Source organism: Vibrio fujianensis, from assembly GCF_002749895.1.
GTDB lineage: Bacteria > Pseudomonadota > Gammaproteobacteria > Enterobacterales > Vibrionaceae > Vibrio > Vibrio fujianensis.
Window position 1 is genome coordinate 742325 of record NZ_NBUS01000054.1, and the last position, 12314, is coordinate 754638.

General features: G+C 40.9%; 12 protein-coding genes and 1 pseudogene. 3 read left to right on the top strand and 10 right to left on the bottom strand.

Annotated features, from left to right (window positions below; genetic code table 11):
- A pseudogene (locus B7C60_RS19865) lies at positions 1 to 263 on the top strand (tRNA dihydrouridine(16) synthase DusC); the annotation flags it as partial.
- A 202-nt stretch (positions 264 to 465) separates the two neighbouring features.
- On the opposite strand, the gene yfbV reads toward B7C60_RS19865, so the two are convergent.
- A complete protein-coding gene (gene yfbV / locus B7C60_RS16535; protein ID WP_099612585.1) occupies positions 466 to 918 on the bottom strand; it encodes a terminus macrodomain insulation protein YfbV in 453 nt (150 codons plus the stop codon).
- Between the two features lie 364 nt (positions 919 to 1282).
- Between yfbV and B7C60_RS16540 the strand changes: the two genes are divergently transcribed.
- Positions 1283 to 2479 (top strand): acetate kinase, encoded by a 1197-nt coding sequence (locus B7C60_RS16540; protein WP_099612586.1) that lies wholly within the window; start codon positions 1283 to 1285, stop codon positions 2477 to 2479.
- Positions 2480 to 2620: 141 nt separating this feature from the next.
- On the top strand, positions 2621 to 4765 hold the full coding sequence (gene pta, locus B7C60_RS16545) for a phosphate acetyltransferase (protein ID WP_099612587.1): 2145 nt from the start codon (positions 2621 to 2623) through the stop codon (positions 4763 to 4765).
- A gap of 63 nt (positions 4766 to 4828) precedes the next feature.
- Here pta and B7C60_RS16550 read toward each other — a convergent pair whose 3' ends face one another.
- The 9 genes from B7C60_RS16550 to B7C60_RS19870 form a co-directional block, all read right to left on the bottom strand.
- Positions 4829 to 5776 carry a glutathione S-transferase family protein gene (locus B7C60_RS16550; RefSeq protein WP_099612588.1) on the bottom strand — a complete coding sequence of 316 codons (948 nt, stop codon included), beginning with the start codon at positions 5774 to 5776 and terminating at the stop codon, positions 4829 to 4831.
- A 315-nt stretch (positions 5777 to 6091) separates the two neighbouring features.
- A complete protein-coding gene (locus tag B7C60_RS16555) occupies positions 6092 to 6730 on the bottom strand; it encodes an OmpA family protein (RefSeq protein ID WP_157928715.1) in 639 nt (212 codons plus the stop codon).
- 113 nt (positions 6731 to 6843) lie between these two features.
- Positions 6844 to 8172, bottom strand: coding sequence for a TadE/TadG family type IV pilus assembly protein (locus B7C60_RS16560; protein WP_099612590.1), 1329 nt, complete (start codon positions 8170 to 8172; stop codon positions 6844 to 6846).
- Positions 8173 to 8174: 2 nt separating this feature from the next.
- The gene (gene tadF, locus B7C60_RS16565; RefSeq protein WP_157928716.1) at positions 8175 to 8696 is read right to left on the bottom strand and encodes a tight adherence pilus pseudopilin TadF; all 522 of its coding nucleotides are present in this window, start codon (positions 8694 to 8696) and stop codon (positions 8175 to 8177) included.
- Complete coding sequence (locus B7C60_RS16570) at positions 8677 to 9174, bottom strand: TadE family protein (RefSeq protein ID WP_099612592.1); 498 nt, start codon at positions 9172 to 9174, stop codon at positions 8677 to 8679. The genes tadF and B7C60_RS16570 overlap by 20 nt, the downstream gene beginning before the upstream one ends.
- Positions 9164 to 10027 carry a tetratricopeptide repeat protein gene (locus tag B7C60_RS16575; RefSeq protein WP_099612593.1) on the bottom strand — a complete coding sequence of 288 codons (864 nt, stop codon included), beginning with the start codon at positions 10025 to 10027 and terminating at the stop codon, positions 9164 to 9166. The genes B7C60_RS16570 and B7C60_RS16575 overlap by 11 nt, the downstream gene beginning before the upstream one ends.
- The gene (locus tag B7C60_RS16580) at positions 10020 to 10919 is read right to left on the bottom strand and encodes a type II secretion system F family protein (RefSeq protein ID WP_245869628.1); all 900 of its coding nucleotides are present in this window, start codon (positions 10917 to 10919) and stop codon (positions 10020 to 10022) included. Before B7C60_RS16580 ends, B7C60_RS16575 begins: the two co-directional genes overlap by 8 nt.
- On the bottom strand, positions 10909 to 11829 hold the full coding sequence (locus B7C60_RS16585) for a type II secretion system F family protein (RefSeq protein WP_099612594.1): 921 nt from the start codon (positions 11827 to 11829) through the stop codon (positions 10909 to 10911). The genes B7C60_RS16580 and B7C60_RS16585 overlap by 11 nt, the downstream gene beginning before the upstream one ends.
- On the bottom strand, positions 11826 to 12314 hold a 489-nt coding region (locus B7C60_RS19870; RefSeq protein WP_245869629.1), incomplete at its 5' end, for a CpaF/VirB11 family protein. The genes B7C60_RS19870 and B7C60_RS16585, both read right to left, overlap by 4 nt.

Sequence of the window (12314 nt, forward strand, 5' to 3'; positions counted from 1 at the left end):
TTCCAAACCTGGGCAATATGATTAAGTATAATCATCCACCGATGGCTTGGCATCAAGTGCTTGATCTCTTGCTCAAGTACTCCGATTATGAAGTTCGTGGAGATAAACGAAAATATTACCCTAATCGAGTCAAACAGTGGTTTGCCTACCTACGCCACGCTTATCCAGAAGCTGCGGATCTCTTTCGCGAAATTCGAACTTTTACCGATGTGGCCACTATTGTTACTCACTTTCATCACTACCGAGAAACATTAGCACGTTAACTTATATTGGTTGCCGTGCTAGCCATACTCGCCAATCGCGACGTTAGCGTAAGAAAAGTAGAATTTGAGATAATAAAAATAACTCGGCGATGGGAATGAGCTAGCGATTGAAAAATAGTCCACGGCCTTCTTGAGCATCGGAGAATGATAGAAGAAGGCGCGCAACATGATCAGGGGCGTAATATACAACAATTGGCATTCATCAGAACCAGCGTTCTAACACAGTTTTGTCGAGCTGACGAAACGCGCGATTCAAAACTAAGGCTAACTCTTTATAACGTGGCTTTGACTTCACCGGTTCAAGTGCAAACCCAGTTTCAATGATTTTTTGATGTAACTCCCGATACCATCCTGCTAACGAAGGAGGTAATTGAGTATTCGCTCGACTACCTAACCACCAAATCCCCTGCAATGGCAGGCTGATAGCAAACAATGCCATCACCACCGTTTGTGGCATGGCTTGCATATTCTGAAAGCTCATTTGGGTTAACACGCTAATCGCGGCGATAGCTGGCATCACTTTAATACCAAATCGAGTCGCCTTAATAATACGAGTTTCAGGAAACAGTAGGTTCAGCTCTTTGCGTATCGGCCAAGTATCCATGTACTTTTGGCCATCTCGTAAACTATGAATAATGCCAGCTTTGTTACTCATACTCATTGCCCTCACTGTTTTACGACACTAACTACCGCCGACCCTTACTAAAAAATAGTTGAACAATTCAACGAAAGACGTAAAAAATTGACTAAAACTAGTATCGCTTCAAATTTTTTTTGTTATATTGAGTCATTATCGCTATCCTTTGCGAACTCTCAATCTCATTGTTGCCCTTATTTACAATTTAGGCAACTGTGAGAGGAAAAAAGCACGGAAAGCAACATGGATGAGGCCCTTTTGTCTCTCCTTTTTAATAGGGATATTCGCTGTTTTATTGACCAAGATTAGTTCTCACTTTCATCGAGTTCGGCTATTCTTGTGATTGAATTTTATCCTAACCGATCATTACAGGTAGTTATACATGTCTAAGCTAGTTTTAGTTTTAAACTGCGGTAGTTCTTCTTTAAAGTTCGCGGTTGTTGATGCAGAAAACGGTACAGAGCATCTCTCCGGTCTTGCAGAATGTCTACACCTTCCTGAAGCACGCATTAAGTGGAAACTTGATGGTAAACATGAAGCACAACTTGGAAATGGTGCAGCCCACGAAGAAGCGCTTGCATTTATGGTAGATACCATTCTTGCTTCTAAACCAGAACTAGCTGAAAACCTTGCAGCTATTGGTCACCGTGTTGTGCATGGTGGTGAACAATTTACTCAATCAGCGCTAATTGACGATGCAGTAATCAAAGGCATTGAAGACGCTGCAACCTTCGCACCGCTGCATAACCCAGCGCATATTGTTGGTATTAAAGCCGCCAAAAAAGCATTCCCGAATCTGAAAAATGTTGCTGTATTCGATACTGCATTCCACCAAACAATGCCAGAACAAGCCTATTTGTATGCGCTGCCGTACCATCTATACAAAGAGCATGGTATTCGTCGCTACGGTATGCACGGAACATCTCATCTCTTTATTGCTCGTGAAGCAGCTGAACGCTTGGGCAAACCGGTTAATGAATTAAATATCATCAACTGTCACTTAGGCAATGGCGCTTCTGTCTGTGCAATTAAGAATGGCCAATCCGTTGATACCTCAATGGGCTTAACCCCACTAGAAGGTTTAGTCATGGGCACTCGTTGTGGTGAGATTGACCCAGCCATTATTTTCCACCTACATGATGCACTCGGTTATTCTGTCGAACAAATTAACACCATGTTGACCAAAGAGTCTGGGCTGCTTGGTTTAACTCAAGTCACTTCTGACTGCCGATTTGTGGAAGATAACTACGGCCAAAAAGAAGAAGCGACTCGTGCGATGGATGTTTTCTGCCACCGCCTAGCAAAATATGTCGCTGGTTATACGGCAAGCCTTGATGGCCGTTTAGACGCTATCGTATTTACCGGTGGTATCGGTGAAAACTCAGCACCTATTCGTGAAATGGTATTAAACCGTCTTGCTATTTTTGGCATTGAAGTCGACAGTGAAGCAAACCTTAAAGCTCGTTTTGGTGGAGAAGGTGTGATCACGACGGCTAACAGCCGCATTCCTGCAATGGTGATTTCGACCAATGAAGAGTTGGTAATCGCAGAAGATACAGCTCGCCTCGCTGGTCTCTAATTTATTGTCTGGCTAACTTCGCGGTTAGCCAGATTTCTTTGGGGCTTAAGACCTATTCTTAATGGAATACGGCCTTAGGCTTTGTTCTTTTCAATCTAATTCTCTTTAGATTGCAATCAATAGTGTTGAGGTACTTTACGAATGTCCCGTACTATTATGCTTGTCCCTATCAGTGCTGGTGTTGGTTTAACCAGTGTCAGCATGGGGCTCCTGCGTGCAATGGAGCGCAAAGGTGTAAGTGTTTCTTTTTATAAGCCAATTTCACAACCTCGTAGCGGTGGCGATCAGCCTGACCTCACCTCTACCATCATCAGTCATAATAGCGACATGAAAATTGGTGAACCAATGCCAATGTCTGCCGCAGAAGCATTGATTGGTGGTGAAAAAATGGATGTTCTACTAGAAACTGTCGTAGAACGTTATAACCAAATTATCGTTGACTCTGATGTCACTTTAATTGAAGGGTTAGTACCTACGCGCAAACACCCTTTTGCCAACCAAGTTAACGCAGAAATTGCCAAAACTCTTGGCGCTGAAATTGTGTTTGTTGCAACGCCTGGAACGGATAACCCAACCCAACTCAAAGAACGTATTGAAGTTGCTTGCTCAAACTTTGGTGGCACTAAAAATAAAAATATCTCAGGTGTGTTGATCAATAAATTAAACGCCCCTGTCGATGATGCAGGGCGTACGCGTCCTGATTTATCTGAAATCTTTGATGATGCAGATAGCGCTAAACAAGCCAATCTTGAAGTGATGCAGATTTTTAACAGCAGTCCGATTCGCGTGTTAGGCTGCGTGCCTTGGAATGTTGATTTAATTGCAACTCGAGCCATTGATATGGCTAAACACCTGAACGCAGAAGTGATCAATGAAGGCGATATTAATACCCGTCGTATTAAGAGTATAACCTTCTGTGCCCGCTCTATCCCACATATGATCGAGCATTTTAAACCGGGTTCACTGCTTGTTACTTCCGCTGACCGTCCTGACGTGATCGTCGCTGCCGCCCTTGCTGCGATGAATGGTGTAGAAATTGGTGCCGTGCTGCTAACTGGTGGTTACGATATGCCTAATGAAATCGTTAACCTATGTAAACCTGCGTTTGATACTGGCTTACCGATTTTTAAAGCTCAAGGCAACACTTGGCAAACCTCGCTAAACCTCCAAAGTTTTAGCCTTGAAGTTCCTGCTGATGATAAAGAACGCATCGAATTTGTCAGTGAACATGTGGCAAGCCATATTGATGGCCCATGGATTGATACGTTGACAGAAGGCACACAAGCCACTCGACGCCTCAGCCCACCTGCATTCCGTTACCAGTTAACTGAATTTGCTCGTCGTGCTAACAAACGCATTGTACTACCTGAAGGTGATGAACCTCGTACTGTAAAAGCCGCCGCTATTTGTGCAGAACGTGGAATCGCTCGCTGTGTGTTGCTAGGTAATCCCGATGAAATCAAACGCGTTGCTGCACTACAAGGTGTTGAATTGGGCGCTGGCGTTGAAATCATTGATGCCGATGCGGTACGTGAAAACTATGTGGCACGCTTAGTCGAGCTTCGTGGTGCAAAAGGCATGACTGAAGTCGTAGCGCGTGAAAAACTCGAAGACTCCGTTTTCCTCGGTACCATGATGCTGGAAGCAGATGAAGTGGATGGCTTGGTTTCTGGTGCGGTTCATACTACGGCCAACACCATCGTACCGCCTTTCCAAATCATTAAAACTGCGCCTAATGCGTCTATCGTTTCTTCTGTTTTCTTCATGCTCCTGCCGGATCAAGTTCTAGTCTATGGTGACTGTGCGATCAACCCAGATCCAACCGCAGAACAGTTAGCAGAAATTGCGATTCAATCAGCTGATTCAGCAGCTGCATTTGGTATTGACCCACGCGTAGCAATGATCTCTTACTCTACAGGAACCTCCGGTAAAGGTGCCGACGTTGATAAAGTGCGTGAAGCAACACGTATTGCACAAGAAAAACGACCCGATCTGATTATCGATGGCCCACTGCAATACGATGCCGCAATTATGGAGAACGTAGCAGCGTCTAAAGCACCAAACTCTCCTGTTGCTGGTAAAGCAACTGTGTTTGTGTTCCCTGATTTAAATACCGGTAATACCACTTATAAAGCGGTACAACGTTCAGCAGATCTTGTCTCTATCGGCCCAATGCTGCAAGGCATGCGCAAACCGGTCAACGACTTATCTCGTGGTGCTTTGGTGGATGATATTGTCTACACCATCGCACTAACAGCGATTCAAGCGGCTCAGGATCAGAAATAATCCTTCGTTACTGAACAACATAGAGTAAAATTAAAGCCCTCGATTTTGATCAAGGGCTTTTTATTAATTTAAATCACCTCGCCCATGATTAGATTCTAAATCTAAATCAGGCCCAACCGGTACAACTTGGGTTGGATTAATCATATTATGACTAAAATAGTAATGCCGTTTGATATGATAAAAATCTGTCGTCTCTTTAATTCCTGGCATTTGGTAAAGCTCTTTCAAATAGCCATTTAGATGCTGATAATCGGCAACACGCTTTTGATTACACTTAAAATGGCCCACATACACCGCATCAAAGCGAATCAAGGTGGTAAAGAGTCGCCAATCCGCTTCTGTCAAAACTGGCCCAGCCAAATAACGATGGGTCGCTAAATGGTGGTCGACTTTATCCAGTGCTGCGAACAACGATTCATACGCCTCTTCATAAGCTTCTTGAGTGGTTGCGAACCCGCAACGATAAACACCATTATTAATATTGGGATAAATAAAAGTGTTCCACTCATCAATAACTTCGCGCAATGCCAATGGGTAATAGTCGATATCATTGCCAGTTAATGAGTTAAACGCCGAGTTAAACATACGAATAATATCTGCAGACTCATTGCTCACAATTGTCTGAGTCTTTTTATCCCACAGAACTGGCACCGTAACACGGCCTGTATAATCAGCCTTAGCCTGAGTATAGAGTTGATGCAGTTTACTATAGCCAAATAAAGGTTCTGGAATACCAAATTTCCACCCTTGGCTGAGCATATCAGGGCAAACAATCGTAATATCGATATGCTCTTTAAGTTGTTTCAACTGGCGGAAAATTAAGGTTCGATGCGCCCAAGGGCAGGCTAAAGAAACGTAAAGGTGATAACGACCAGATTCTGGTGTAAATCTCGCACCCGGTTTATTTTCGATCCAATCACGGAACCCAGCCTCTTCCCGGACAAAATTTCCACCATTGGTTTTAGTATCATACCATCCCTCATGCCACTGCCCTTCAACTAACTGACCCATCATTCACCTCATACCCAAGTCTGCTGGCTTATTCACCATTATAGGTATGCTCTATTGCGATCACACCGGAGCAAGTTGGTTAAGTTATTCGAATTTTTTGAAGGTAAAATAAGAATCATAAAAAAGCCACGCACTACGAGAGAGTTAGTGTGCGTGGCAAACAGAAAGCTTACCCCTTGTGACTTCAAGCAATGTGTGGACAACATCCATCCACGACAAACATATCGAGCCTCTGTGGGCCTTTTGCTATAGCAATGTATTGTTCACTGAGTCGCCACCTACCTGCAACTCTAGATTGCTTGGCGATAACGGATATTAGTGAATATCTACCCGACGATTTTTAGCGCGCTGTTGCGCTGTATCATTACTAATCAGCGGCCTTTTCTCACCATAAGAGATGGTATCAATCGTCATCGATTGCTCAGATTGTTGTTGCAAGTAATCTGCCACTGATTGGGCTCGACGTAAACCGAGCGAAAAGTTGTACTCATCACTACCAATATTATCCGTATGTCCTTCTACCTTAAGAGTTTGATCATGCTGTAGACGTTCTATTATTTGCGCTAAAACATAGCGTGAAGAATCCGTCAATTCTGACCGATCAAAAGAGAAATAGACTCTGGCCAAAAATTCACTGTCTTGAGTTGACAAAGACTCTGCATGATTGAGTAGATATTCAACACACATCTCTTCGATACCAACAGAGTGCATCTGCTGTGCAACAAAGGCGACACTGGCAGAATAACGTGCTTGATCTTCAATCTGAGGAAAAGCACCTTGATTTAGATACACTCGACGTCCTTGCCCAATTTGAACTTGCTGCTCAAACTCCATATCAAGACTATTGCAATAATAATACATCGCATTTTGTGTTGGTTGCTTGGTAGAGGAGACACCCCAAGGGCTGACCGTCAATAATAACAGCATAAATAGGGTCGTTACTGTTCTTTTCATTATAAAAAGTCCTTTATTTAAAGAGGTAAATGAACGCAGCCAACACCGCTGTATCTTCAAGTAAGAAGAGCATATAAGCCTATTAACTGGTAACCATAATAATATTGATTTTTTCATCGTGCTAAATGCCCAATCTCTTCGGTAATTAATTCAAGTATTTTATTTTTAATGTCATTTCTATTCTCAGCGGAGAAAACATTTTCCTGTCCTACACAATTTCTCATTTGTGGAAATGCATTAATATTATAGTCAAACCCAACTGCCACCATACGAGCGGTAACATCATCACCTTCTACTGTTTTTTGATTATTCAATTCATTTAATATTCTATTGCATAAACCTAATGCGGTAGGACTGCTGGGTGGAAAACCTGGATTTGCCGGATTAATCAGTTTATCAGTTGTTCGCCAATAACTATCTTGCCCATCGGACAATAAAATAATTAATCGTCGAGGATTATTACCAGCCAATGCCATTTGTGCTCCTCGAATAATACCTGCATATGAAGATGTTCCACTTCCTGTAGAACGCATAATATTAAAACTATTAGATTTTATTTTTGTTCTAATAAAACTCATATTATCTGTCAAATTAACATCTTCAAATATAGAAATATTGGTAATTGAACCGGCAACGGGGTTATGAGCGTTAGAATTTAAATTAAAAACATCTCTTATTGTTGCCTCAGCGTTGACATATCGGTGATCATCCCCCGGATAATCACTTTTACAACGCCCTTCAACCCACTGCCGATTCCAAACCCAACAAGTTAAATGATCATAATAGGTTCGAGTATTATTTACGACTCTACTGGTATAAAAATCAAACCCAACAACCGCCAACTTATTACGTTTTTCTGAATTAACATTATATCCATTAAATGTTTCTAATTCGGTTGATATATCAGATATAATATCTTTTAAATCAAGAAACTTCCTTTTTGAACCGCCATCCCAAAACTCATACATAGATGCTGAAAAATCAGCAACTAAGACAACATCCACTGTTTCAGAATGATATTTTCTAGTAATCGATTGATCAAGAACTTGATAATTTTTACCAAATCCAATAATAGCCTCATTGCCGGGAAACCAAGTGGGTTGAGTGATACTTGCGGTAACACGATATTCAAAAAATCGTCGTTCTTGATCACGGCAGTTTTGGTTATCTTCACAATTCAATTTTTGGATTTCAATATCTTTATCTTCTATTTTTGCTAATGGAAAATAATACTGAACATAGCTTTTGGCTAACGTTTTATCATCAGAACCTTGCCCTGCAACCGCAAGGCTGGCTACTTCAACCGCTTCAAGTAATCGAGCTTTATCTTGTATTGCACGAGCACCATCAGTACCTAATGTAAATACACCAAACAAAACAGGAATAAAGAGAGCAAATAAAATTGCCGCATGACCAGATTGTTTATTAAGATTGTGATTCATCGTTATCTCCCCATCGTTATCGATCGGCTAGAAACTCGGGAAAAATCTTGTCCAATTAAGTCACCAAACCAACTCTCGGTGTCATAACAAAGTGTGACTTGGTATAAAGTTGCATGTCGACCAAACGTTGTGACAAAATCGAGAGACGAGTCAGGATGTTGACTTTCACAATCGATCCCTCGGTGGTAAGGCAAAACAACATCCACCCCATTACGAACAATATCTAATTGAAAACCAAATTTTTTATCATCAAAGCTTCCCGACGTTCGATGTAACGAGCGACGAATAATATCGTAAATAGTATCAACTTCTGTTTCTCCCACCGAAAAGTTATCAGCGCCTGCCAATTCAGTTCTTTCTTTAATAATACTGACCGCAGAATAAGACATGCGATCTAACTTTCCTTTATAGGCAAGCTTTACGACTATATCCGCACTGAACACTAATAGCAGAGCAAAGAATACTCCGATAATAGCAAATTCCACGGTAAAGTTACCAAGTTGGTTATTGCGCGAATGTTTCACGTTGATATTCCTGAATCACAATAGCTTCACGGGCGAAAAGTGTTTCGCTACTTAAAAAGAAATTTAAAATAGGTTGGTAGTCATAACTAATATGATAAACCGCAATCGCCATATCTTTAGGGTCATTGCAATTAAATGCATCTCCCGTTTCCCCTAAACAGCGTGTTTCATAAGAATGTAAGTCATCTAAATGTTTAACAAATTGCACTTTTGCTTGAAATTTATTTGCATCAACAACATAGCGCCACAAACTATTTTCTTCACTCAATAATTTATTAAATTCGGCGACATAATTAATACCATCTGTTTTTTTAGCTTCTCTTGCTGCTTTAGCTATTGCAAGATCACCCAAGCTAGAAATATAAGACATAAAACTCATTTCTACCCAAGCCATACACATCAACCAAAAGGCAAAAAAACCGCCAACAAACTCGATTGTTGCCACCCCTTTTTGCGAGAAACGTGCATCATTGTTCATATTTTTCTCCTGATGATGGACTGGTCTTTTTTGCTTTTAGTTCATCAGGTGCTACGGTATCACTATCTAAAACTATTTTAGCATCAGCCTGATCAGCAAAGTTAATGTTAGAGGCTAAATTTAAACTTCTTAATGATTGATATAATTTAACAATTTCATCTTGACTATATTGGTCAGCATAAAAAACCAATAAATGGTTTAAACTACCTTTTTTGGCCATAATAATAGCTAAGTTTGCTTTCACCTGCTCATCCGCTTGTTCATTCATATATATAGGTAATAAACGAGCCGCAGCGCTATCATAATCGCCTTCTAACATATCAATTAACGCTAAATTATTTTTGATAGTAATATCATCAAACATTAATTCTCTAGCTTGAGTAAACAGTGCCCTTGACTGTACTAAATCACCCTGTTGAGCATAAATAATAGCGAGTAGGTTAATCACCTTAGCATCCATTGGGCTTTTATCTCGTGCGAGATGAAGAGAATGTTTCGCCTCTTCTATTTTCCCTAAACGAAATAACGCTAGTCCTTGTAAATAAAAGACTTGCCCTGTATTCGATTTATGGTTGATTAAAGGGGCCAAGGTAAATAATGCCGATTCAGCATCTTGATAATTTAAATAGACTTCAGCCAACTTTAGTCGTGTTTCACTTTCTTCCCCCTGCTTCAATTGCCTTTTATAAAGCTCAATCAGGGCTGAATAATTCGATGTTTTTGTATAAATCTGTTCTTGATCAACAGAAGTTAGATCTAAGTTTCCACTCACTACTTGACCTTGAGTTCCAGCCGTCGTAACACAACCGGAAAGTATGATGACAAAAAGAAACATCACGATTTTTTTATGCATTAGCCATCATCCTCATTATCCCTGGAGCAGCGATTAAAATAACAATAGGTACCATGATAAAAATAATCAAAGGGATCGACATTTTCGCAGCTAACTTGCCAATTTTTTCTTCAATTTGTAGCATTTGTACCTCACGAATATCAGCTGATAACGTCGTTAGTACGCTGTATATTGAACTGCCATACTGCAAACTTTGTTTTAATGTCATCACAAAGCTACGCATTTCATTCGAGGGAACTCGTTGATAAAGTTCATCAAGAGCTTGCTCTAAACCAACTAAACGCGCGCGATCATCTGTTTTTACCAGCAAGTAGCTAATATCTTTATCAAACCCTTTCATCTCCTTCGCTAAATAACTGATGGATGATTCAATCGTCATCCCGGTTTGAACACATACCGCCATTAAGTCTAATAAATAAGGTAATTTAGCAGAAATTTTGTAGCTCAATTGCTTGGCGCGTATCGCTAAATAGCTATCGGGTAAAATTAGACTAATGACTAACCAAATTGCCACGCTAATAAATAAACTATGGCCAGTCCAATGAAAACGTAGCGATAAGGCATAACAAGCAAGACAGCCCAATAACAACAGAGTATATTTTATCGGCATAAAATAAGTAGCAAGTTTCGGATTATAAAATCCAGCGGCTAAAAATTTCTGTTGGACTTGTTGCTTATCAGATGAGAAAAGACTATTAAGTAAACGAGAGAGCTGATCAACCCATGTCGATTTAACTTTCTTTTGCTCATGATAATGAAAGTCTTGCCATAACTGCTTCTTACGCTCACTACGTAAAGAGGCAATTAACAAAACGGTACCAATCATAATGGCGATAATTGAAAACAGGCTACCGATTGAAGTATGTAACCAATAAAAAATACTATCGAACACTTTTCATTAGCCCCCATACAATGGCAATACCAATCATCTCACTGATCAACACATAATAGAGAATAGGTCGGCCACCGGGATCAAACATGACAAACTCATAATTCTCTGGGCTCAGGTACTGCAAAATAAATAAGAAGAAGAAAGGAATCGCGGCAACAATTTTTGCAGAAGTACGCGCTTCTGAAGTCAGAGCATATTTTTTCTTTTCAATCGAGCGAGCATTAAAAAGTAGTCGATTTAAGCGTAGAATAATTTCTTTTAATTGTCCTCCGCGCTGCATATTAGCCCGTAGAGTAATGACAAAAAAATGAAACGAAGGATAAGGAAACCGTAAGCAAGCTTTACGAAACACATCATCTGGTGATTCGCCTAACTGTAATCGCTTGCCCATAATTTTAAACTCTTTACCGACTTCATTGTTGAGTGTGTTCCCTACATACATAATGGCATGAGTAATACTTTCCCCTGCCGAAACCGCACTGCTAAGCATGTTAAGTGCATCTGGAAAACTTTCTTCAAACTGATTTTTTTCGCGTTTTTTTAGCCAAAAATAAGCGAACGCTAACCCAGATAGTACTGTAATTACGACAACTAGCATCACTGAACCACGAACAAAACGTTGGTTAAACTCCATCCCTAAAAAAATCAAGAGGCAGAGATAACTCACTACTTTTATGACAGCAAGTTTACCAAGTTGCTTATTCAGATTACGCCAGCCTTGGGTTGCTCTGTCTGTCCATGTTCGATCAGAAAGCGATTTTATATCAATTGCTTGCTGCTCAGAGGTCATAGAATCAACATAAACCGTTCGGCTAAACTGGTCTAAGTAATCATAACGTTCACGAGTGCGCTTGCGCTTTGCAAACCACAACAAAACCACTCCAATCAAAATCAGCAAGATGGCTATCATGCTCGCTTCTCTCCCACCTCACGAAAGGCTTTGGCCAAGTTCTCTTCTAACCCGAAAAAACGCGCTTTTTCATATAAAACAGATCGTTGCATTAAGCCTGAAGTGATGAAACTGCCGTTTACTTTGCCATCTTCACTTTGACGAAGGTTGGGTTGAAAACGAAAAATCTCTTCTAAGACGACACTTGAACCCTCTAGCCCCATGACCTCAGTAATGCTCATGACTTTTCGGCTACCATCATGCAGCCGATTAATCTGGATAATGAGGTCAACAGCACTGACGATAGTGCGACGAATCGCTTCGAGTGGTAAATTGCTGGTTGCCATCATCACCATCGACTCTACCCGCGCTAAAGCATCTCGTGGGGTATTGGCGTGCAGTGTAGACATCGACCCGTCGTGCCCTGTGTTCATGGCTTGTAGCATTTCAAATGCCTCAGCGCCACGACACTCGCCAACAATGATGCGATCTGGTCGCATCCGTAG

Coding starts and splice junctions, on each gene's coding strand:
- B7C60_RS16550 (WP_099612588.1), bottom strand. CDS start 5,776: ATGGGTCAGTTAGTTGAAGGGCAGTGGCATGAGGGATGGTATGATACT.
- B7C60_RS16575 (WP_099612593.1), bottom strand. CDS start 10,027: ATGCATAAAAAAATCGTGATGTTTCTTTTTGTCATCATACTTTCCGGT.
- B7C60_RS16555 (WP_157928715.1), bottom strand. CDS start 6,730: ATGAAAAGAACAGTAACGACCCTATTTATGCTGTTATTATTGACGGTC.
- pta (WP_099612587.1), top strand. CDS start 2,621: ATGTCCCGTACTATTATGCTTGTCCCTATCAGTGCTGGTGTTGGTTTA.
- B7C60_RS16570 (WP_099612592.1), bottom strand. CDS start 9,174: ATGAACAATGATGCACGTTTCTCGCAAAAAGGGGTGGCAACAATCGAG.
- yfbV (WP_099612585.1), bottom strand. CDS start 918: ATGAGTAACAAAGCTGGCATTATTCATAGTTTACGAGATGGCCAAAAG.
- B7C60_RS16540 (WP_099612586.1), top strand. CDS start 1,283: ATGTCTAAGCTAGTTTTAGTTTTAAACTGCGGTAGTTCTTCTTTAAAG.
- B7C60_RS16560 (WP_099612590.1), bottom strand. CDS start 8,172: ATGAATCACAATCTTAATAAACAATCTGGTCATGCGGCAATTTTATTT.
- B7C60_RS16585 (WP_099612594.1), bottom strand. CDS start 11,829: ATGATAGCCATCTTGCTGATTTTGATTGGAGTGGTTTTGTTGTGGTTT.